This is a genomic window from Mesorhizobium sp. M1423, assembly GCF_040317575.1.
Taxonomy (GTDB): domain Bacteria; phylum Pseudomonadota; class Alphaproteobacteria; order Rhizobiales; family Rhizobiaceae; genus Mesorhizobium.
The window spans coordinates 20,008-41,648 of the sequence record NZ_JAMYKU010000014.1; the positions used below are offsets into that span (position 1 = coordinate 20,008).

The 21,641-nt window shown below is 61.6% G+C and carries 17 protein-coding genes; 12 read left to right on the forward strand and 5 right to left on the reverse strand.

All coding sequences use genetic code 11. The annotated features are described in order from the left end of the window. Positions 1–22 precede the first annotated feature (22 nt). Positions 23–1,222, forward strand: coding sequence for an aminotransferase class V-fold PLP-dependent enzyme (locus tag NKG95_RS18395; protein WP_353041816.1), 1,200 nt, complete (start codon positions 23–25; stop codon positions 1,220–1,222). Between the two features lie 57 nt (positions 1,223–1,279). After that, on the forward strand, positions 1,280–2,101 hold the full coding sequence (locus NKG95_RS18400) for an IclR family transcriptional regulator (RefSeq protein ID WP_352910051.1): 822 nt from the start codon (positions 1,280–1,282) through the stop codon (positions 2,099–2,101). A 268-nt stretch (positions 2,102–2,369) separates the two neighbouring features. On the opposite strand, the gene NKG95_RS18405 is transcribed toward NKG95_RS18400, so the two are convergent. From NKG95_RS18405 to NKG95_RS18415, 3 genes are all read right to left on the reverse strand, one after another. Next, positions 2,370–3,959: a hypothetical protein gene (locus NKG95_RS18405; protein ID WP_353041818.1), complete on the reverse strand. Its 1,590-nt coding sequence runs from the start codon at positions 3,957–3,959 to the stop codon at positions 2,370–2,372. 464 nt (positions 3,960–4,423) lie between these two features. Then, a complete protein-coding gene (locus NKG95_RS18410) occupies positions 4,424–4,756 on the reverse strand; it encodes a hypothetical protein (protein WP_023718481.1) in 333 nt (110 codons plus the stop codon). Positions 4,757–4,896: 140 nt separating this feature from the next. After that, on the reverse strand, positions 4,897–5,391 hold the full coding sequence (locus tag NKG95_RS18415) for a hypothetical protein (RefSeq protein WP_031193811.1): 495 nt from the start codon (positions 5,389–5,391) through the stop codon (positions 4,897–4,899). A gap of 480 nt (positions 5,392–5,871) precedes the next feature. Between NKG95_RS18415 and NKG95_RS18420 the strand changes: the two genes are divergently transcribed. The 4 genes from NKG95_RS18420 to NKG95_RS18435 all read left to right on the forward strand — a co-directional run bounded on the left by NKG95_RS18420 (position 5,872) and on the right by NKG95_RS18435 (position 13,153). Next, a complete protein-coding gene (locus tag NKG95_RS18420) occupies positions 5,872–8,703 on the forward strand; it encodes an AfsR/SARP family transcriptional regulator (protein ID WP_502913967.1) in 2,832 nt (943 codons plus the stop codon). A 540-nt stretch (positions 8,704–9,243) separates the two neighbouring features. Further along, complete coding sequence (locus NKG95_RS18425) at positions 9,244–9,612, forward strand: hypothetical protein (RefSeq protein ID WP_353041821.1); 369 nt, start codon at positions 9,244–9,246, stop codon at positions 9,610–9,612. Positions 9,613–9,889: 277 nt separating this feature from the next. Then, the gene (locus NKG95_RS18430; RefSeq protein WP_156948049.1) at positions 9,890–11,701 is read left to right on the forward strand and encodes a hypothetical protein; all 1,812 of its coding nucleotides are present in this window, start codon (positions 9,890–9,892) and stop codon (positions 11,699–11,701) included. 9 nt (positions 11,702–11,710) lie between these two features. Continuing rightward, positions 11,711–13,153: a hypothetical protein gene (locus NKG95_RS18435; RefSeq protein WP_352639592.1), complete on the forward strand. Its 1,443-nt coding sequence runs from the start codon at positions 11,711–11,713 to the stop codon at positions 13,151–13,153. 237 nt (positions 13,154–13,390) lie between these two features. On the opposite strand, the gene NKG95_RS18440 is transcribed toward NKG95_RS18435, so the two are convergent. Further along, entirely contained in the window at positions 13,391–14,191 is an 801-nt protein-coding gene (locus NKG95_RS18440) for an IclR family transcriptional regulator (RefSeq protein ID WP_352483665.1), read from the reverse strand. A gap of 241 nt (positions 14,192–14,432) precedes the next feature. On the opposite strand from NKG95_RS18440, the gene NKG95_RS18445 reads away from it, so the two are divergent. The 4 genes from NKG95_RS18445 to NKG95_RS18460 are packed head-to-tail and all read left to right on the forward strand — an operon-like array spanning position 14,433 to position 18,942. Continuing rightward, entirely contained in the window at positions 14,433–15,485 is a 1,053-nt protein-coding gene (locus NKG95_RS18445) for a substrate-binding domain-containing protein (protein WP_031193806.1), read from the forward strand. 18 nt (positions 15,486–15,503) lie between these two features. Then, a complete protein-coding gene (locus NKG95_RS18450; protein ID WP_023718472.1) occupies positions 15,504–17,012 on the forward strand; it encodes a sugar ABC transporter ATP-binding protein in 1,509 nt (502 codons plus the stop codon). Further along, a complete protein-coding gene (locus tag NKG95_RS18455; RefSeq protein ID WP_023718471.1) occupies positions 17,009–17,974 on the forward strand; it encodes an ABC transporter permease in 966 nt (321 codons plus the stop codon). Before NKG95_RS18450 ends, NKG95_RS18455 begins: the two co-directional genes overlap by 4 nt. Beyond that, positions 17,971–18,942, forward strand: a complete 972-nt coding sequence (locus NKG95_RS18460; protein ID WP_156948048.1) for an ABC transporter permease — start codon at positions 17,971–17,973, stop codon at positions 18,940–18,942. Before NKG95_RS18455 ends, NKG95_RS18460 begins: the two co-directional genes overlap by 4 nt. Here the strand turns inward: NKG95_RS18460 and NKG95_RS18465 are convergent. Continuing rightward, a complete protein-coding gene (locus tag NKG95_RS18465; RefSeq protein ID WP_352790942.1) occupies positions 18,916–19,857 on the reverse strand; it encodes an amidohydrolase family protein in 942 nt (313 codons plus the stop codon). The genes NKG95_RS18460 and NKG95_RS18465 overlap by 27 nt on opposite strands. Before the next feature lie 74 nt (positions 19,858–19,931). Between NKG95_RS18465 and NKG95_RS18470 the strand changes: the two genes are divergently transcribed. Together NKG95_RS18470 and NKG95_RS18475 are read left to right on the forward strand one after the other, a co-directional pair. Further along, a complete protein-coding gene (locus tag NKG95_RS18470) occupies positions 19,932–21,251 on the forward strand; it encodes an alanine racemase (RefSeq protein WP_352717066.1) in 1,320 nt (439 codons plus the stop codon). A gap of 40 nt (positions 21,252–21,291) precedes the next feature. Beyond that, positions 21,292–21,636: a RidA family protein gene (locus NKG95_RS18475; protein WP_353023446.1), complete on the forward strand. Its 345-nt coding sequence runs from the start codon at positions 21,292–21,294 to the stop codon at positions 21,634–21,636. Positions 21,637–21,641: the final 5 nt, after the last annotated feature.

The following is a 21,641-nucleotide window of genomic DNA, read 5'->3' on the forward strand; positions in this document are numbered from 1 at the left end:
CGAATAGTCGGAGCACAAGACCATGCCTGTCGAAGATATCCGCAGCCAGTTGGGCCTCAGGCCCGTCATCAACGTCTCAGGCACGATGACCTCGCTCGGCGCCTCCATTGTCGTTCCCCCGGCTGTCGAGGCTGTGTCCGGCATTCTCACCGAGTTTGTCGAAATGGCCGATCTGCATCGCAAGGCCAGCGCCGTGATCGCCGAATTGACGGGCGCGGAGGCCGGTTTCATCACCGCCTCCTGTTCCGCGGCAATCAGCCTGGCCGTGGCGGCCAGCATGACGGGCCCGGACCTTGCCGCGATCGAACGGCTGCCGGATACCGCTGGACTGAAAGACGAGATCGTCATCCAGTCCGGCCACATGGTCAGCTACGGCGCACCGATCGAACAGGCGATCCGTCTCGCCGGCGCCAAGGTCGTGCCGGTCGGTCAGGCGACCAGCGCCTCGGCGTATCAGCTCTCAGGCGCTATCACCGAGCGCACTGCTGCAGCAATCTACGTCGTGTCGCACCATGTCGTCGAGTATGGGCAAATCCCGCTGAAGATGTTCGTCGAAACCGCCCGTGCACGCGGGGTCCCGGTCATCGTCGACGCAGCGTCCGAATACGATCTGGCGGGCTTTCTCGCCAGCGGAGCCGATCTGGTGCTGTATTCGGGTCACAAATTCCTGGGCGGCCCGACATCCGGTATCGTCGCAGGCACGAAGGCGCGGGTGCGCGACGTCTACTTGCAGAACCGGGGCATCGGGCGCGGCATGAAGGTCGGCAAGGAAGGCATCGTCGGTGCGCTCGCTGCTCTCCAGGCCTGGAAAACGCGTGACCATGCGGGTATTCGCGCTCGCGAACGCCGAGCGCTCGACTGCTGGGCGCAAGCACTCGAGGGGCGGCCTGGCGTCACCGCCGCTATCGTACCCGACCCGACCAGCAATCCGCTCGATCGCTTGAAGGTGTGGGTGAATGCCGCCGAATCGCGCATTACAGCCTGGGATCTGGCCGACCGGCTGGCAGCTGGCAATCCGCCGGTGGTCGTCCGCGATCATGAAGTCGAGCACGGCTATTTCTTCCTCGATCCATGCAATTTGCATCCCGACGAAGAATTCATTGTGGCGGCACGGCTTGCCGAGGAGCTTGATGGCGCGCGCAAGTCGAATGCGATCATCGCCACACCATGGAACGAGCGTCTCATGGCCCGCGAGGCTGCGATCCTCAACTGGCCGGATTGAGGCTGGCTGTGGTAAATGCCCCGGCTGCCTTACAGTGCCCGCAAAACCGAGAATGCCATGCCCACGATAGCGCCCGACCTGCACCTGAACCCCGCCGAAGACCCGCGGGAACCCCGCCGCTCGCGCACCAGCGGTATCGACCGTGCGCTGCAGATACTCGACTATCTGCAAAAGCAGGGGCGGCCAGCAACTGCATATGAGATAGCGCACGACATCGGCGCCCCCCTGTCGACGATCTACGTCATCGTCGACGATCTGGTCGAAAAGGAACTGCTGGACCGCAAGGACGGCGGCCTGCTCTGGCTGGGTCCGCGGCTCTATCAGTACGGCCTGACCTACGCTCGCACATTGGACCTGCTCAACGTGGCAACGCAGGAGATGCACGAACTGGCTCAGAGTTCGAAAGAGACGATCCAGCTATGCGGCCGTGACGGTGACCATATGGTCGTGCTTGCGATGGAAGAGGGCAAAGATCATTTCCAGGTTACATCTCGCGTCGGGACCCGGACGCCGCTGAACTGGACCGCGTCGGGCCGGCTGCTCGTCGGCCATTTGCCGGAAGCCGAACGCCGCGCCATTTTCGCCCGATCCGCGATCGCCTCTCCGACCGGTCGAGCCGAGACGGACGAGGATGTGCTCGCTCGGGCGGCCGCCACAGCACTGGAGCTGGGCCTGTCCATCCAGGCTGGTGAATCTGACTTTTCAGTTGCCTGCATTGCGGCTCCCATCCGTGACAATCAAGGAGCCTGCCGTGCGACGATCTCGATCGTCGTCCCGGATATGAAGCTGAAGCAAAAGAACCCGGATTTGATTACGATGGTCAAGACCAGTGCGCGCCGCATCGAGTCGCGGCTCGGTTGGCGAGCCGACCGGCCATAACGAACGCCCGGCGCGAGTTGGCAAAATCGCGGGATGGTGCGCTTCTGCACATCCCGCTCACCGAACCAGAAATGATCCCATTGGGCTCAGCAGCCCGTCCAGACGAAAATTTGACGCATTGAACCGACGGGCGCCGAGTCTCCAGCCGTTCCAATCAAGCCTGCGCTCGCTCTTCAAGCTGGCCGATCTGGTGGTTTTCGGTGCCTGACAGGCTTGAGCAGTGAAACGAGAATGTGCTCTCTGGCCTGTTGATCAGACGCTCCCGTCGTCAGGCAACCGAGTACAGCGTCATCGCTGCATCAAAGCCGCGCTGACCTCTCGGGTCGAGGGCTGCCCTGATCCCCAGGGATCCGGGGCCCCTTGCGGTGTGGCCGCGCGCACCGAGCCTCGCGTCGCCGAAGAGGCCGGAGGCGATGTCGAAGCCCAGAGTGTACATGCCGGGCGGCTCTGCAGTGCGGGCAGCTTTAAACGCATCCGTCGAGGTCTTCTCCGCGATCTTCGCGCCGACGGTCGCGAGGCCGAGTTGCGCATTCCGGGCGACGATGAAGAACGCCGAATCCTCGCAGCCAACGCGCTCGTCAGCATCAAGGCCATCCATGAAAAGCTGCTTTCCCGGGCCCCATAGCGTGTCTGCGCCGGGCATCGCGACGCCAATATCAAACCCGATCTTGGCGGGGCCGTCTGGCTCTAGTTCTCGCATCTCGCTCAACAAGGCGTCGCGGCTGACCATCATTTTTCCCTTGTCTGCATAAACGCTTTTCAGCCCCTTCGCGCCTTCCGGAAATGGATCGGGCGTCAGCCCTTGCGGGAAACGCCGGGCCGGCGTCTGCTTCGCGGCGAAATCAACCGGCAGGCACGCTGTTTTAGGATCGTTGATCGCCGCGGCGGCGGCTTGCGCGATGATGTCTATATCGACTTGGAAACCACGGAATGCCTCCTGAACCATCTCCAGGGTTGTCGGTGCCGTGAAGGTGAACTTGCCTGGATTGAGCGTAATGAAGTCCATCAGGTTCATCTGGTCTAGCCGGCTGCTGCGCTCCTTCGCGCACTCAACCAGAACATCCTGGGCTTGCCGGACCTGCGCTGCGTTCGGCGGGATCGGTCCATCTGCGATGGAGATTGGAGCTAGGGTGACGAAATAAGGAACGGCATTGGCGTTCGGATCGGTCTGGAATGCGTTCAGCCATTGCTGGAGAAGCCCATACATCTGGCTGGGATCCGTTACGTCCCCCATGATCAGATTGATCGGGCCGCCTTCGTGGTAGACGGTCGTGCGCACGTCTTCATGGAAATGCCTCTGCATGCTCTCCATTTTCATCTTGGCGTCGGCAGAAAACAGCCCGTAGGACCCCGACAACTCCATCGAAACGGCTTGGGCCTCCTCGGAACTGGCTGTATCCATCTGCAGGACGGCCAGGAACATCCCGCCGCGTCCTACCCCGTTCACGAACATGTTCCCGTAGCGTGATTGGAAGAGCTCGGGATTGCTCGATATCGCCGCCGCCGAGCCGCTCAGCTTTGGTTCGTCGATGCCGTGAAAGGGCAGCGTTACTTTGGCGGAGATGAGCAGGAACAGGGAACTGCTCTGGATCTTGGAACTTTGGGCGAAGTCAAACCTTCCGGACGCGGAGAAGCACCCGCACCCGCCGCTCGCTTCGACATTGATGCTCAGCGACTTTTCGAGTTCGGCGGTGGTGTGAATACGGCGTATGTCGAATGAAGATATGGACCCCATTGCATCGTCGACGCCGGAAAATGCGCCATCGACGACATGACCCATCGGACTACCCGTCGCAAGATCGACACCTTTTCCATAGTCGTAGCCGGGAGAGTAAGGTACGGTTACTTGAGTAAGCATTTCAATCTCCTGATGGGCCTATTGGCATTACTCTTAAATAAACCAGTTCAGCAGAGTATAATCTGCATGATTCTATCTGGCCGCCAGAGTGCAGTCTAAGGGGCTAGTTGGCGGCGTCCTCCCCACATTCCTAGCAGGAAGGCTCAAGCGTCGTCGGGAGGCGCTACCCCAAGCCATCTGTCGAGTTCCCGTTTCGGAACCAAAATTACAGGGCCGGGCGCTCCGCCCCGGGAACAGCTCCCAGACGTCTTTGATGTCCATGACCTTCTCTGCAAGGTCTTCAAAGAACGGTCCGACCGGAACCGATCCATGCATGTCAAGAAGCTCGATCGGAACCGGATCGCTCGCCGAGCTTGAGTTCGGAGCAGTTCCTGGCGCGGAGAGGCCACCCTCGCCGGAGGCACCAGACATCCAAGGCGGAGCAGGCGCGATCCTGCTTCGAGTGCGGATCGCGCATGCTAGAGCTAGTCTGATACGGATTGGACGAGGATGGTGATGTCGTAACTGGCATCCGCGCCCTGCACGTTTTTCACGGTTTGGAAATCCATGATCGCGGACAGGTCGATCATCCCTATCTCGTCATCGCCTGAAAGGTCGGTCTCGATAATATTAAGGTAGAATTCACCGGCTGGAACGATCTGTTTGATGTCGAGATTGTAGTCGTTTCCCGGAGTGAAGGATCCAATCGGGAAGCGAACAGGACCCATCACTCCAACAAGGTCGTCAGAACCTGTATAGTCGTTCGTCGAATGACATTTGATGCGGCTTATGTTCAGAGAGTAGGGACGCATGGTCATTGCTCCATCAACTTGTTGCGAGACGGAATGCTCACCTGCCCGAGCTTACGAATGGCTTACGGGGTGGTCACGGCCCGCTGCTTTCTGCTCGCTGAGGTGTTGTCGGCGACCGTGGACATCACCCGATGCCTGTCGCGCGGTCAGTCAATCCGGTAAATGACGTAGTAGGCCGAACCCTCAATCGCTGAGCGGGCGATCTTGGCGATTGGACCCATGCCTTGTTCTTCCTTGTCCATGGTGACGGAGCCGAGTGGATCGTTGCCATTAAGAGGGCCGTCTTCATCCCAAAGAGAGAGATTCTGGCTATACTCGAACGGCAGCACGAGGCCAGGTTCGAACGACTGGTCCGCATTGACTTCCCTGGTGGCTCCGGGAGAGGGCCAGACAGCGTCATCGACATTGCCTTCAGTCCCGGTGGTGATGAACAGGTTGTCCGGATCGGCCCGTATGGCGTCGATCGCTCCAAGAACGCTTGGCAGTGACTTGATCCCTTGCAGCAGGCTGCCGGCGAAGTCGTTCTGGATGAATTGCGGCGTCAGGCCCATGATGGCGTCGACTAGCGCCTGGTTGGCCGCGAAGTCGGTTCCGGTGGCGGGCTGGACACAATAGATGGTTTGAACGGTTGCGGTCGGCATGGTTTCCTCCATGAGTTGGAACGATGCCGACAGTGACCGAGCCGCGCTTACGTTTGGCTTACATGCTGAAATGACGCGCACCCGGCCCATCATCTGCTATAAGAGTGCAGCCTGGTGGATCTGGATGCGGCGGTGCACGGCGGCACGATAGCAAAACTTTCAATGCCAAGACCCGCGGGAATCTCGCGGCGGCCGCGCATTGCTGCACTGGTCGACAGGTGCCTGGAATCCGGCATGTGCTGGATTGCTGCCCCTGGCGGATACGGGAAGACCACCGCAGTCATCGATTACCTCCAGGAAAAGCGGGCTCCGCATGTCTGGTATCGCGTCGATGACGAGGACCAGGATATCGCCCGGCTGTTCTACTATCTGGCGATGTCGCCTGGGGCGCGGGAACTCAGCCTTCCTGTTTTCGGAACCGAATATGCGGAGGATGCTGCTGCATTCGCGCGTCTGTTCTTCCGCGCTTACTTGGCGCAGATGGTGCCGGACACGGTCATCGTCCTCGACGATATTCACCGTGCCGATACACCAGAATTCCGCGAAATTCTGGCTGTCCTGCTGCGGGAATTGCCCAACACGGTCCGGTGCATCTGCATATCGCGTACACTGCCTGGTGGGGGCGTGGCCGAACTCGCGCTCGCAGGCAAGCTGCCGGTCATCGGCCAGACGGCACTGGAATTCTCGGAGGACGAAGCACGCTGCCTCGTCGGTCTCAGGGAACCAGGCCATGAGAAGGGGATCGAGGTCGCCGCCGCCAAGGGGTGGGCGGTCGGCCTGGTCATGATCGCCAACCAGAAATCAAGTACCCCACAGTTGATGAGCGCCATGCCTCTGGGGCAGGGAAATTTCCAGGAGGTGGTCGGCAGACTGTTCCTGCAGAACGTTCCAGGCGACGACCAGAACACCCTGTTGAAGCTTAATCTGCTTCCCGAAATCAATTCCGGTCTTGCCGACGCCTTGCTCGGACCCAGAGTCGGCGGCCCGGTGCTGGAGCGGCTCTTTCAAATGCAGCTGTTGGTCACCCGAACAGGCCTCAGAGGCGGAGGATTCCAGTTCCACGACCTCCTGCGCGACTACCTGTCCAGGCTCTTCGAAGCGCGGCTGCCGCCGGAAGAGCAGGCAAGTTTGCGCGAAAGGGCAGCTCGGGTCCTGCGCGACGCAGGATTGGTCGACGCTGCCGTATCGATGGCTCTCCAAGCAGAAGCCTGGCCGCTTGCCCGCGAGTTGGTCATCGAGCACGCCGAGGCGATGCTGTCCCAAGGCCGCAGGGCTACCTTGATCGAATGGGGCACCAGATTTCCTGCTGAAGAACTGGAAGGCTGGCTTCTCCACTGGATCGGGGCCGCTCACGTTCCTGACGACGCCGCAGCCGAGCGATGGTTCTCACGGGCTTGGGAGGCGTTCGAGAAGGACGGCGATTTGCGGGGGCAGTGGCTGACTGTAATCCGCGCCGTGCTCGTAAAGACAAGCAGCTGGCGGACGCACGGGGGCCTGGACGGGTGGACGCGAAGGGCAGCCGCCATCCTTCGCGGGAGGCAACCCGATCTTGTCCCGAGAGAGCGGATGCTGGTTGGTGTCGGCATGTTGCGCGCGGTTGACTACGGCGAGGCCGACGAAGAGACCGCACAGGCAGGAGTGAAGATCGCCGACGAGCTCCTGCAACAGCTGTCGAATCCGACTGGTGAAGTTCCGGTTGACCTGAGATTGCTTGCCAGTGAAGCCCTTGTTGATCATGCGGTCTGGTCAGGGCGGCAGGACATCTTCGAACAGGCGGTCGACAGCGTCGCTTCCGAATTGAACGACCCGAAGGTGACGCCTTGGGTGCTTGGCATGTGGTTGGTCTCTTTCGGCGCCGCCAGCGGCAGGTATTTTTCATTCTCGAGGCGCGGGTTTCCATATGCCTCGGCCGAAGACGCCCTTCGCAAGGCGATCGAGATGGGCGAGAGGGAAGCCCTGAAAAGCGTCGAGTTCAGCGGTCTCTACCATCTCCAGCTGCTGCTCAAGCTGCGCAATGATTTCGCCGGCTTCGCAGATCTCGTGACAAGGCTCGGCGAAATCGCGGACAGCCGCTTCACAACTCAGGTGGCCGTAGTCGCAGATTGCCGAGCCGCCATGCATGCGCGGCAAGGCAGCTTCGTCGAAGCCTACAGGGATTGCGACACGTTCATGACCGCGATCGAAGAGGCGAACGAGCCGATGGTCGAGCGCTGGCCGCATTATGTCACCAAATTCCAGGTTCTTCTCGCCGACAGAAGACCGGCTGAGGCCGCCTCGCTGTTGGCAGATGTCGTCGATCGGCTGGACGGCGGCCCGCGGGAACGGGTGAAGATTTGCATTCTTGCCGCTGCCGCTTTTGAAGAGAAATGGAGGGGCGGAGCCGCTTATGAAGAGAAACTGACGGAGTTCATGGCAGCCCTGAGGGCCGTCAACCCGTCTGCAATCCTACTCAACCTGCCCGATCTCCTCGCCGAACTGCTGCTGGATGCACTTGACCGCGGAATTGAAGCGGATCTCTGCCATTCGGTCATTCAGACGCGGCGTCTCGTCCCGCCAATGAGACGGCCTGCTAAATGGCCATGGCCACTGAAGATCTTTGTACTGGGCGGCTTCAGGATCGAGCTCGACGGAACTCAATTCGATCTCGGATCGAAATCGCCGACGCGTGCCCTCGATATCCTGCGGGTTCTCGCCCTGGCGCGCGACCAGACCTGTCCCCTCGAAAGCATTCATGACTGGCTTTGGCCCGATCTCGACGGGGATCAAGCCAAACCGGCGTGCGAGCAAGCCCTTCACCGCCTGCGCAAGACGCTCGGCAAGGGCGACTTCATCGTCCAGAGGGAGGGGCGGATCAGTCTGCCCCCGGATAAGGTGTGGGTCGACCTTGCTGATTGGGAAGCCCGTCTCAACCGCGGTCTTTCCAGGAAAGGGGATACGACAGCCCCCGAAAAGGAACAGCTTCTGGCGAGATTCCCCGGCCCGCCACTGTCACCGGGTTCTCTTCCGTCTTGGGCGATACCGGTGGCCGACAAGGTTCGGGACGGCTATATCGACCTGGCGATCAACGTCGGAAGACATTGGGAGAATGCCGGAGAAGGTTTCCGGGCGCGAGAAGCCTATCTGAGAGCACTCGAGTACTACCCAGATTCGGAAAGAGTGTACCAAGCCCTCATCAGGGAACGTCTGTCCAGCAGTGATCCTGCCGCAGCTGTAGACGACTTCTCGCGCTACGAAAGGGCGGTTGGAGCGAACGGGGAATACAAATCCTCACACGTGATCCGCACGCTGGTGCGTCCGTATCTGAGATCTTGAACGCCCAAAACCCGTAAGCCATCCGTGAGCTGCGTCTTGCCAGCGTGCTCCGAACCTCTTCTTTGCACGGCCCGATAACTTCACGGGCAATCCCAGGTCGATCGTGTGCGGGGCGGTTTTGTCTAACCAGCAATCCGGGATCGGAAACACTGAGAGACCGGAGCGATAGACTCTGCGCTTGGGCAGCGTACCTGCGTGTCCCCAGCGGCGTTCAAGACTACTCGCGCTGCGAGCGGGTGATAGACCGGCGGAACCGGGCTTTCGATGCAATCCACTTGCGTGTGGTTTCTTCCAGAGCGAATGAATCCAAAAAATTTCGATCTGTAAGCCATCCGTAAGCTGCGGTCAGAGAAACTCAATCCGTCGAAAACAAACAACCGCTTCGTCCGGCCCCTCGAGGGGCTACCCCGCTCGCGAAACCGCGCATGCAAGCAGCCCGATGAGGATCAAAACATGTCTACATGGCAGGATAGAGCATACCGGATATTAAATCTTTTCGAGGGTTCGGCCGACGAAGCTGGCGACCGGACCTGGCAGATTATGAACCACGTTCTCGACGAGAACAATCAGGACGACTACATCAGCAGAGACTTCTACAACGTCCAGCAGACCGCAGGCGGGCTGCCGGAAGGCGTCAGCTTCGAAGTCTTCCTGTCAGCGGTGTCCGGTCATGTCAGGGACGAGCTGCAAGGCGGAAGCTTCGACGAGGGGCTTGGCGATGATGACATTCGCACGGCAGGCCTCTCTTTCGACGACAACATTCGCCGGCATATCCGGTTCCTCAACGGAGTGGTCCACCAAGGCGCTCCCGGCGAGGTTCATCTCGGACTATGGGAGAGAATTCTGCAGGACCGCGACAATGGCCGGAGTATCCACTCGCTGTATCACGATTACCTTGTCGATGCCTAGCCGGCTCAGACACTCACGGGTTTTGTCACAGGCACAGGTCCGCGGGAAGCCATCGCCCTAGTGACGCGTGCCCGGAAGGCACAGCCGCAGACTTCGGCTGGGAGATGCTCGGCAGCCAAGGAGGCGGCTGGGCCCGGCAAGGGCATTCCTGACCTGGTGATTGTCTGCTCGGCCGATGTCTGAACGAGACGTAACTTGCTCTTGGGCCAGGGCTCCCGGATCGACGGAGCGCGGGCTTTGCACATCCGCAACCTGACGTTGGTCTTTCCCCGTCCGCGTGACGATCCATGGTCCAACGCCGCAACAAACAAGGAGAGTTCTCATGCCTGGTAACGATCTTCAGGTCACCGGCGGCATCACGCAAGCACTGCTTGACGCGCTGAACCAGATACACACCGCCGTTGCGGCCCAGCTTGTGAATCCCGACGGCACGCCGTCTGGCTCGGCAGTCTACATGCACCTTCCAGTCGGCCAGCCGATCGACCCGAAGATGTATGCCAATCCCTGGACGCCCGCCGGCGGCAGCGCCTACGGCGCGGTTTCCACCACGGGCGCTTTCTCAGCACCACCCGCTCCCCCTTCTGCCGGAACGCCCGCGACGCCGGCCGGTCAGCTGGCCGCAATGCCGGCACCAGATCCCAGGCTGCAATTGGCGATCAGCAGCGCCTTCAACACGGCTCAACGGGTTGACGACATGTTGATGGTCACCAACAAGGGGGTTGCGGTGTCGTGGCCCCAGCGAACCGTCAGTATCGAGTATTTCACAGCCCTGGCCGGCATGCAGGCGGAACCGATCCCTGAGCCCTCGACCGATATCAAGAAACGCATCGCCGATGCCCAGAAGACATTGTATCTGATGGATGCCGACGGCAATTTTACCGGCTATACGCCGCGCCACACCGCCTACAGACACAACCAGAAGGTGCTGGCAGATGCACGCAGCGAGTTCGCGCTCGCTTACTCCCAAGCCATGTCCGATCCTATCCAGGGACAGGCATGGCCGGTCACCAGCGCCAGATACCAGAACGCCGTCGACCAAGCCTATAACGACTTCAAGGATATGGGCGGGCAACAGATCGACGACGCGATTGCAACCCTTCAGTCCGTCGGCGGCAGCGCCGCGGCCGCCCTGATTGCCAAGGCCCGCAAGATGTACGACGAGTATAGCGTTGGTCTCGGTGGCGCCGTGGCAATCAAGGTGCCGTGGTCGTATATCGATCCGGTCTCCTGGTGGGATCACACCAACCATGACTTCGGGGTGATGAAAATCACCGCCACATCGAAACAGTACCAGGCGAGCGGTGGCGGCGGCCAACACAGCTTCGGACACAGTTTCTACAACAACGAGTCGTCATCAACATCGGGCAGCGTCGGCTACAGCGTTCTGGGTTTCGGCGCCTCAGCCAATGCATCGCACAGCGAGACCAGCCACAACGACGGTTGGAATGCCGACCAGTCCTCCTGGCAGTCGCATCAGGACAGCAGTTCTTCGGCAACTGTCACATTCGAGTGGTTCATGGCCAGCATCGAACGGCCATGGCTGCTTGGCGACCTTTTCCACATGGACGGCTGGTATCTCGCCGGTCAGAAGAAGAATGCGATCAGCGACGGGACCATCGAAGGTCAGATCGGCGACGTGCCCAAGCTGCTCCCGATGATCCCGAAGGGTTTTCTGATTGTTCGAAACGTGAAGATTACCGCTAATTCCTGGGGCAGCATGGGCAGCGCATTCCAGAGCGCCGTCGACAGCGCTAGCGGACACACGGAAAGCAGCTCCACCTCCTATGGCGGCAAGGTTGGTTGGTGCGGTATCGGCGGATCGGTGCAACATTCCAATTCGGACAGCAGCGGCGCATTCAGCAACCAGCACGATGCATCTCAGGGTTTTTCCTTCAGCAGCAATGAACACGGTGGAACGCTTGAACTTTTCGGTTCGCAGATCGTCGGCTGGGTAGGCCAGATACAGCCGGCCGCACCGCGCAAGGACGACCCTGCCCTCAGCGCCGAAGTCGTGGCCAACCCTGCGACAGCCGCCAATGCCGGAGCGCCTGCGATACCGGCTGACGCGCCCGCTGCTCCGCAAGGCTGAGGTGTCCCTGTGAGCACGAACAGCGATCAGCTCGCGATCCTTGGCCAGCAAGTGGTGGACACGTTAATCGCGACCTACAACCCCAACAATGACCCGTCGTTGGCGCTTGCCATTCATCCGGGGCAGGCGCTAGCCGATGGCATCGTGCAAAATGGCGTGACCAATCCGCTGCGGCTGTCGGAGTGGCTGGAAGACCAGTACGACTACCCGCTATGGCTGAAACGGTCCGATGCCTCCTCCGTTTCCGCCTCGTCTGTCGGCAGTCTTACCGCCAAGTCTGCCTATTTGGCGATGATCCCATGGGCGCAACCGGGGGTTCCGGTTGATGCTCCTTCCTATGCGCGCATCGCCGCGATGGTTGCCGAGGCACGAAAAGATATCGGGGACAATCCCGATGCGCTGCCATTCAGCTGCGAGCCGACAGATTTCGCCGAGCCCAGCTGCACGGCCTGGCATGTCTTCGATCAAAGGATATCCCGCACTACCGCAACCACGACCGAGACACCCGGCGCCATTAAGGCAAATCCCCACTTATGGAAGATGCGAGTGTTGACAAAAGAGGTGGTGTCGAACCTCACCGCAGTTTCCGAGGCGGTCGAACGGCGCAAGGCATTTGCCGCCGAATTAGCTGTTGTGCCAAGGGTTGAAGCGGTCAGAAAGCTGCGCATGCAGCCACATCTCACGGACTACGCTACCCAGCCAGTCGAGTTTCTCGGTATCCAGGATGCAGCAAGCACCGCGGTCAATCTGAGCCAGTTCAGCGCGAACCATCTGGGTGGCCTCACCGCTTCGCCGCTCCACGCCCGGGCGCTGGCCGCTACCCTGCCAACATTCAGTCGAATTCGCGCTGCCCGGCGACACTTCACAGCCGAGGCAGATCACGTCTCGCCGCCCAGAGAGCAGCCAAATGCTTCCAGCACGCAAATGCAGTTGGACACCTCGCTCGTGAACCGATTGGCCACAATCCAGCTTCACGATCTCATTAAAAACCCGGTCGTAACGGAGGTAACTACCTCGGACAGTGAACTGCATGTGCATTTCGAGTATTGCATGCTCACCATCACCCGGCGGATCGCCGGCACGAGATGGTGGCATCCCGACCTCGTCGACGAGGAGGATTGGTACGTACCGGGAATGAAGCGCGGCGACATGATCAAGGCTTCGACCGACGAGACCTATGCGCATTGCCTGCCTCAGGGCCTGCTTCTGGTTCGTAACGTGGAATTCAGCGGCTCGTGGACCGCCGAAGCCCGCACGACGATGCAAAACGCCGTCTCGTTTCTGGGTCCCTTCCTGATGCAGGCGCCAACCGGCTCTACATCCAGCACGTCCGACCTCGAACAGATAAGTGTGCTTGGCGTGGGCGTTCAGGTAATAGGCGAGCTTTGCTTTCCATTGCCGCCGCTCCCGCCGATGGATGATCCGGCGGAATCGGAACGTCCCGTTGTCTAAGCAATCAACGACGCTCAATGAAGAGGGTAAGTGCGTTGTGGCCGGGCCGGACGAGGTGTCCCAGGCACCGGTATCATCGCGTGCACTCTGCGGTGCTGGCACGCTGCGGACTGTGGGCAAAGGTGGTCGCGGGAGCGCGCTGCCGCCTTTGCCATACCCACCGGAATACCGGTTCCGGCCTCGCTGCTGCGGCTGAACGAGCGGAGCCTATCCCGAACCTTCGCGCGCCGATTTTTACTAGCTTCCCGCCAGCGACAATCCACGGGCGCGCTCGCATAGCAGGGCAAGCAATTCGCTGCGCCTGGCTTCCGGCGTGTCGACGGGCAACACGAAACAAAGCGTCTTGTTGATGGCCCCGTCGCCATCGCGGATGGGCGCGGCCATGCACCAGGTGAAGCGGTCAGCCAGAGCGGCGGTCTCGCTGAAACCTTGCTGGCGCGCCAGAGCCACATCGCCGAAGAACTCGGCTGGCGCAATGACGCGGCCGTCGGGAAGCTTGTAGTCGCCAGGCGGAATGAAGTCCTGTATTTCCTGCGCGCTCATATGGCCGAGCAGCAGCCTTCCGGACGCCGTCCACGGGATCGGCACCTCGACTCCGACATCGCTTGAAATCCGGAACGGGCCGGGCGAGTCCCGGCAATCAAGGACGACGTATTTGTTTCCGCGCAGGCCACACAGTTGGACGGTCTCGCCCGTCTCCGCGCCTAGTCTGTCCAGGGTTTCGATGATGCGTCGATAATGGGCATTATGATGTGAGTAGGCCCAGCCGAACAGATGCATCGCCTTTCCGAAATAGACATAGCCTTCCGTCCCGACGTTCTCGAGCATTTCGGCTTCCAGCAGGCTGTTGACGATCTCATAAGTGGTCGAACGCGGCGCGCCGATCATCTTGGCGATATCGCCGACGCGCATCGGCGCGCGCTGCCGCAGAAGCGCTTCAAGCAGCGTGATGACGCGGTCAATCCCGCGGCGCCGTTCGCCATTGCGCGGCTCGGCGCGGACTTCCCTTTCGATCAAACCAGTGACGCCATCGCTCATGTGGGCCGCACCCCGCGCAAAATCATTTCGGCCCTCGTCTCAAGACGCTTGAAAGATGTCAAGGCTCAGTCTAGCATCCCATCTGTCCGATATACAGGCCTCTTGTCTGGAATATCAGACAATAAGGAGCCAGGCGCAGAGAGTCCTGACGAGAAAAAGGGCGGTTTCCGAGATGCGGCAACCGGCGGGTTTTCTCGTCTCGACCCCGCACGTCCAGGCATAACCTCAGAAGGGAACAATCATGACCAAATCATCGTTTTTCGCATCCGCCAGCGCCCTTTGCCTCGGTCTTCTCCTCAGCGTTGGCGCCGGTTCGCAGGCCAACGCCGCCGCTAAATGCATCAAGGGCGACCGCAAGGCGCCGTATACGATCGGCTGGGCCAACATCTATTCAGTTCCGACCTGGATGAAGCAGACACAGGGCACGATCGAAGCCGAAGTCGAAACTTTGAAGAAGCAAGGCTTGGTCGACAAGCTCGTCGTGACCGACGCCCAAGGCGACGCCAACGTCCAGATTCAGCAGATCCAGTCGATGATCGATTCCGATGTCGATGCCATCATCCTGATCGCTGGCTCGTCGACCGCGCCGGCGCGCGTGCTGGCGGACGCCTGCGCCAAAGGCATCGCGATCATCAATTTCGACAGCCTCGTCGACACCGACCAGGTGACCGCCAAGGTCAACACCGATTCCTCACAGTGGGGCGATCAGGCGGCCAAGTTCCTGATCGACGCCATCGGAGGCAAGGGCAAAATTCTGATCCTCAATGGCCCAGCCGGCGTTTCGGTCAGTGACGACCGGCGCAAAGGCGCCGATGCCGAGCTTAAGGCTCATCCCGATGTGAAAGTGCTTGCCGAAACGAACACGCCCTACAATGTCGCGCCCGCCCAGGAAGCGGTCACCAGTCTGCTTTTCGCCAATCCCGAAATCGACGGCATCCTGTCGCTCGGCGGCGCTCTGTCGGCGGGTGCCGTGCTCGCGCTCGACAAGCAGGGTCGCGACCAGGTGCCGATCACCGGCGAGAATGCGCGCCAGTTCCTCGAACTGTGGAAGGAAAAGGGCTTGAAGAGCTGGGCGACGATGCAGCCGAACTGGCTCGGCGCTTTCGCCACCTACACCGCCGTACAGGCGCTGGACGGCAAGGATGTGCCGGCTTTCGTCAAGATCCCGCTGCCGGTGATCGACAATTCCAACGTCGACGAATATCTCGCCCGGGCTAAGGATTTCCCGGCTGACGGTTACATCTATTCGCCGTTCGATGAGGATCTGTTCAAGAAGCTGCTGGCCCAGAAATAAGCCTGAAGGGTTGCAACATTGACAACCACGGCTACGCTTCTCGCCGCGCGGGGGGTGTCGAAGTCCTTCTTCGGCAACCCCGTCCTGCGCAACGTTTCCATCGCTCTGCAGCCGGGCCGCGTGCATGCGCTGCTCGGCGAGAACGGCGCGGGGAAGTCGACGCTGATCAACCTTTTGTCCGGCGCCCTGCGCCCGGACGGCGGGGCGATCGAGGTTGATGGACGCCCGGTATCGCGCATGAGCCCCGCTCATGCGCGGCATGCCGGGATCGCCGTTGTCCAACAGGAACTCAGCCTGACGGCCAGCCTCTCGATCGCCGAAAATATCGGGCTCGGCGCCTATCCCAAGAGATTCGGCTTGGTCGATTACACGGAACTTGCCGCACGGGCCAGGGCCGCATGTGATCTTGTCGGCCTTCGCGAACCGCTGTCTACGCCGGTGGGGCATCTGTCACTCGGCCGGCGTCAGATGGTGGAGATCGCCAAGGCGCTCTACCGGCGGCCGCGCGTGCTCATTCTCGACGAACCCACCTCATCGCTATCGGCAACCGAGACAAAAACCCTCACGGACTTGCTGGAAAGGCTTCGGGCCGAGGGCATCGCCATTCTCTACATCTCACACCGGCTGAACGAAGTGATGACACTGTGCCAGCATGTCACCGTACTGAAGGACGGCGCCTGCACGGCGGACCGCTCGCTGGAAGAAACTGATGCCGCCGGGCTGGTGCGGCTGATGGTCGGCCGCGACCCCGGCGATCTCTTTCCACGATGGCAGCCTTCGCCATCGCCAGCCAACGCCATCTCGGTTCGTAATTTTTCGGCCGGCCTGATGCGCGACGTCGATCTCGACATCAGGACAGGCGAGGTGCTTGGGATCGGCGGCCTGGTCGGGCAGGGGCAGGAAGATCTGCTGCTTGGCCTCTACGGCGCGATCCCGGCTAGGTCGGCATCCGCGACCGTAAACGCTGCTTCGGGTCTGCCGGGCGGCGTGCCGAAAGCCAATGCGCTCGGCCTCGCCTATGTCCCGGCCGACCGCAAGCGCGAAGGCCTGCACTTGATCCATCCCATCATCACCAACATGATGCTACCAGCCTTCGCAAGGCTGCCGGCGTTGAAGCTGCGCAGCCGGCGTGCCGAGCGCGATTTGGCGAGGGGACTCGCCGCCCAGCTTGCCATCAAGGGCGACCTCGATCGCCCGGCGCAGGCACTCTCAGGTGGCAACCAGCAGAAAGTCGCGCTGGCGAAATGGATGCCACACGATCCGCTTGTGCTTCTCCTCAACGATCCGACGCGCGGCGTCGATGTCGAGACCAAGCGTGAGATCTACATGATGCTTCGCAATCTCGCTGCCGCCGGCAAGGCGATCGTCCTGCTCAGTTCCGACACACCCGAACTGGTGCACCTTTGCGACCGCGTCGCCGTGGTCCGAGAAGGTCGCATCAAGGCCATGCTCGAGCGCGAGGCACTGAGCGAGGAAGTCATCGTCTCCGCCGCAATGGGCGCCGAACAGCAGAAAGTTGCGGCATGAGCACGGTTGTATCCTCAAGCCAAGCCGGCGCCCTCTACTGGCGAGTTCAGCTGCGCCGAAATGTTGGCGTGCGCAGCCTGTTTGCCGTGGTTCTGGCGTTCCTCGTTGCCTACGGCGTGTTGTTCCCCGGCCTCTTGACGGCGTCCGGCTTCGCCAAATTCACCCAGAGCTGGTTTCCGCTGGCGCTGGTCGCGATGGCCCAGGCGATCCTCATGCTCACCGGCGGCATCAGCTTGGCAATCGGCGCAATGGTCAGTCTCGGCGCGGTAATCGCCGCGACGACGATGATCGGGCCGCTGGGCGTAGCCGGCGGCACCGCCGTGGTGGCGCTGACCGGTATCGGCATCGGTGCCGCGACGGGGTTCATCGTCGTGAAACTTCGGTTGCCGGCCATCGTGGTGACGCTCGCCGGCTCCTTCATCATCGGCGGTGCTGCGTTGCTCATCCTGCCGAGGCCGGGCGGCGCCATTCCGGAGTGGCTGTCGGACCTGCTTGCCGGCAACACGCCGGCGGCATTCGTGTTGCTGGTGCTCGTCGTGCTTTTGTGGAAACTCTATCTCGCCACCCCGCTTGGGTTGAGCCTCTATGCCGCCGGTGAGAATCCGGTCGGCGCCTATCGCTCCGGCGTGCCGGTCGACGGCGCGCGGATCGCGGCCTATGCGATCAGCGGTCTGCTTTGCACAGGCGCCGGCCTGTTCGTCGCCGCGCAAACGGGTTCGGGCGACCCGGTCATAGGCACAGCCTTCACGCTGAATTCCATTGCCGCCGCGGTGCTCGGCGGAATCGGCTTCCTCGGCGGCCAGGGCACGATGCGCGGCGCGCTTGCCGGCAGCCTGCTGCTCAGCCTGATGATCAGTGTCATGTTCTTCCTCGGCTTCACGCCAGTTGCTCAGTATGTCGCCCAAGGCCTCATCATCATCGGGGCGGTCGCCATCCCGCAATTCCGCAAGGTGCAGCAATGACAGCACGGAAAGAGAGCGCGCGCGGCGGGCGGGCGTTGACGATCCTGCGCAGCCGGCCCTTCCTCACGGTCGCTATCGTTGCCGCGGTGTGGATCGCGGCGAGCTTCGCTTCACGTGGCTTCGGCGCTTATGGTCATTTGCGCTATTTGGTCGAGTTGGGCGCGGTGATCGGCCTGGTCGCGGCGGGCCAGACCTTCGTGGTGATTGCCGGCGGCATTGACCTTTCCGTCGCGGCGATCGTCACGGTCAGTGCCGTCAGCCTCCCGCTGCTCTCATTGCAGGCGGATCCGACCGGGCTCACAGCCGTTCTTGCAGTACTTGCGTTGACGACCGCGATAGGTCTCGTAAACGGGCTGGGCGTGGCGCTGTTGCGCGTTCATCCAATGATCATGACACTGGCGATGGCGACATTCCTGCAGGGCCTCCTGATCATCATCGCCGGCGGCAGCGCCGTGACCGCCGAGAACCCGCTGGTCAGCTGGCTCGGCAATGCGCGGCCAGCCGGTATTCCGGCAGGCGTGCTTTTGTGGGTGGTCATTTCCGTGATCGTTCTGACCACGATGCATGCGACATCCCTCGGCGCCCGGATTTTCGCGATGGGCGCCAATCCGCTTGCCGCGGCGCTGTCCGGAGTTTCCGTCGCCTCGACCACGCTCGCCGTCTACGGCATCAGCGGCTTCTGTTCGGGACTTGCCGGTGTGTTGGTCCTCGGCATGAACGGCCAAGGCTATGTCGGGATCGGAGATCCCTATCTCCTCGCGTCGATTGCCGCCGTGGTGCTCGGCGGCACCTCGATACTGGGCGGGCTCGGCACCTATGCCGGTACTATCCCCGGCGCGATCCTGCTGGTCACGATCACGGCGCTGATCACCGTCGTCAACGCATCGCCCGGCTGGCGCAGTATCCTGTTCGGGTCGCTGATTCTGGGGCTGCTGCTTCTCTCAGGCAGGGAGCAGGCCCGCCGATGAAATATCGTGCAGCCGGTAGATACGCCTTGCGTTGCCGAAGAACAGCGCCGTTTGCTCGTCCGCGGAAAGCTCTCCTGCAATGGCTTTGAAGCTGTCATATACTGCATCGAATGACGCATGCAGGCCGGCGACTGGGAAGTCACTGCCGAACATCGCTCGCTGCGTACCGAAACAGTCGATGCAATGCATGACAACCGGCTTCAGGCTGTCGAGTGTCCAATCATGATCGTAGGCGACCAGATCCGATATCTTGATGGCAGCGTTGTCGCACTCCGACAAAAGCCGCAGCCCTTCGCGCCACACCCGCATCCCGTCTGCATCGCGATCGATCGGGCTGCCGCAGTGGTTGAGAACAAAGAGTTGGTCCGGAAAGGCCGCTGCGAGGCGCGCCGCACCGGGGAGCTGGCGCGGAAACACCATCAGGTCGAAAACCAGCCGGTGGCGCCCAAGCAGGGACAGGCCGGCACGCCAGGCCTGATCGTCCATGATGCCGTCACGGGCAGCAAAACGGCGGGCAGGATCCGGATCCCAGCTCAGTATGTCGCGCACACCGACGACACGGTCGAATGCCGCCTGCGCCTCGACCAGCGCCGGCGCTTGGCGGCTCGCCAGCGGTATGTGAACAACATAACGGGCGGCCACGCCGCGCGACTTGTCGAGCGTTTCAAGCCACCGCGTTTCGCCGACGCAGTCATCCCCGGTCCAGCCGGCTTCGACATGGACGGTTGCGACGACATTGTGCCGGCCGGCGTCGCGCAAATAATCTTCAGGAAGGTAGTTTCGCCGCAAGCGGCCAAGCTCCCCCAGACCGCCGCGTTCGCCAGCCGTTGTGGCGAGCCAGGGGTGCCGGCTGAGGCCGAGATCCCAAAGGTGATGGTGGGCATCGATGATCGGTCCGCGGTAAGGAGTTGGCACGCATCTCTCTCATGGTGTGGCCGGAATCGGAAATCGATCCGGACTTCATCCTGTAACGGAAGGACTAGCATCGGATGACCGAAAGCTCACCCGTACTGTCGCTGGCGACCCGAGAAAATTTCCTGCTCGATGACCGTATCCGCGGCGTGCCGCCTGGCACCCTCGGCTTGGACAGCAGCCTTGTCGCATCTGAGCGCTGGCATCCAGCGGATGGGCGTATGTCGTTGCCGGTGTTGACCGTCGACGAGGGGGCCTTCATCGCCAATCGTGACCTGTTCCTGCGCTATGCGCGAGAGCAGGGCGCCGTGATCGCTCCGCATGCCAAGACCCCGATGGCGCCTGATCTTGCCCGGTCCCTGATCGAGGCCGGAGCATGGGGCACGACCGTCGCCGACATAAGGCAGGCCACGGTGATGCTCAGAGCCGGACTCTGTCGGCTGATCATCGCCAATGAGGTCGGCGGACCAGGTGGCGCGAACCGGCTTGCGGTTCTTGTCAGCGCCTGGCCAAGCGCTGAGTTCTACGTTTTCGCCGACTCGATCGCCGCCGTGAATGCGCTTGCCGAAGCCTGGCGGGCCAATGCGACGCTGCCGCCATTGCGCGTGCTCGTCGAACTTGGTGCGGGCAGGGCAGGCGCCCGGACCACCGGCGAAGCCGAGGCGATTGCCGACGCGATTGTAGCAGCCGGCGGCCGGCTGCTGATCGCCGGCGTCGCAACCTATGAAGGTGCCGCGGCGCAGCCCGATCCTGACCGCACCGATGAGGCGATATCCGCCCTGCTGACAATGACAGCCGACATGTTCCTGCGGCTCCGCGCCCGCGTCGGCGGCGACACCCCGCTGATTGTCACGGCAGGCGGCTCGGTCTACTTCGACAAAGTGGTCGCAGCGCTTTCGCCTCTCGTTTCTAGGGACAGCAGCGCGACGCTGGTGCTGCGCAGCGGCGCCATCTTCTTCCACGACCATGGCGTCTACGACCGCTCGCTCGGCACACTCGACGCCCGCGAGGGTTTTGCAGTCGGCGGCTTCAATGCGTCCGCACGAAATTCGTTCCGTCCGGCTTTGCGCCTATGGGCCGAGGTACTGTCGCGGCCGGAGCCCGGCCTTGCGATCTGCGGCATGGGCATGCGCGACGTGTCGTTCGACCAGGGCTTTCCAATGGTCCTGACCATCTTTCGTGCCGGCAAGCAGCTGCCGATAGCGCGTGCCGAGGTCTTCAAGCTCAACGACCAGCACGCCTTCCTGACAATTGCGTCGGGCGACGACATTGCCGTCGGCGACACCGTTGAATTCGGCATCTCCCATCCCTGCACCTGCCTTGATCGCTATCGCGTGATCTTCGGCGTCGACGCGGCCGGGTATGTCAGCCACGCCTTTCCCACCTATTTCGGCTGACCATCGTCGCGCTTTCCAAAAAAGAACGAAAGGATCCGATATGATCAAGTACTTCCAATCCGGCTCCCGCATGTCGCAGGCGGTCGTCTATGGCGGCCTCGTGCACATAGCGGGCCAGGTCGCAGACGATCGCAAGGCCGGCATCAAGGGTCAGACGAGCGAGGTACTCTCCAAGATCGAGGCGCTCCTGGTCGAGGCCGGCAGCAGCAAGTCGAAGCTCGTGGCGGTCAACATCTTCCTGCCGCAGATTGGCGATTTCGACGCCATGAACAGTATCTACGATGCCTGGGTGGATTCCGCCCGTCTGCCGGCGCGTGCCTGCGTCGAGGCGCGTCTCGCTGATCCTGACCTCCGCATTGAGGTCACCGCCGTCGCGGCTGTGTGAACCGC

What these genes read in the sequence shown, in the direction of transcription:
- NKG95_RS18445 (WP_031193806.1), top strand. Translation starts at nt 14,433, where the DNA reads ATGACCAAATCATCGTTTTTCGCATCCGCCAGCGCCCTTTGCCTCGGT.
- NKG95_RS18410 (WP_023718481.1), bottom strand. Translation starts at nt 4,756, where the DNA reads ATGACCATGCGTCCCTACTCTCTGAACATAAGCCGCATCAAATGTCAT.
- NKG95_RS18475 (WP_353023446.1), top strand. Translation starts at nt 21,292, where the DNA reads ATGATCAAGTACTTCCAATCCGGCTCCCGCATGTCGCAGGCGGTCGTC.
- NKG95_RS18425 (WP_353041821.1), top strand. Translation starts at nt 9,244, where the DNA reads ATGAACCACGTTCTCGACGAGAACAATCAGGACGACTACATCAGCAGA.
- NKG95_RS18405 (WP_353041818.1), bottom strand. Translation starts at nt 3,959, where the DNA reads ATGCTTACTCAAGTAACCGTACCTTACTCTCCCGGCTACGACTATGGA.
- NKG95_RS18470 (WP_352717066.1), top strand. Translation starts at nt 19,932, where the DNA reads ATGACCGAAAGCTCACCCGTACTGTCGCTGGCGACCCGAGAAAATTTC.
- NKG95_RS18395 (WP_353041816.1), top strand. Translation starts at nt 23, where the DNA reads ATGCCTGTCGAAGATATCCGCAGCCAGTTGGGCCTCAGGCCCGTCATC.
- NKG95_RS18440 (WP_352483665.1), bottom strand. Translation starts at nt 14,191, where the DNA reads ATGAGCGATGGCGTCACTGGTTTGATCGAAAGGGAAGTCCGCGCCGAG.
- NKG95_RS18415 (WP_031193811.1), bottom strand. Translation starts at nt 5,391, where the DNA reads ATGCCGACCGCAACCGTTCAAACCATCTATTGTGTCCAGCCCGCCACC.
- NKG95_RS18400 (WP_352910051.1), top strand. Translation starts at nt 1,280, where the DNA reads ATGCCCACGATAGCGCCCGACCTGCACCTGAACCCCGCCGAAGACCCG.
- NKG95_RS18420 (WP_502913967.1), top strand. Translation starts at nt 5,872, where the DNA reads ATGGTGCCGGACACGGTCATCGTCCTCGACGATATTCACCGTGCCGAT.
- NKG95_RS18455 (WP_023718471.1), top strand. Translation starts at nt 17,009, where the DNA reads ATGAGCACGGTTGTATCCTCAAGCCAAGCCGGCGCCCTCTACTGGCGA.
- NKG95_RS18460 (WP_156948048.1), top strand. Translation starts at nt 17,971, where the DNA reads ATGACAGCACGGAAAGAGAGCGCGCGCGGCGGGCGGGCGTTGACGATC.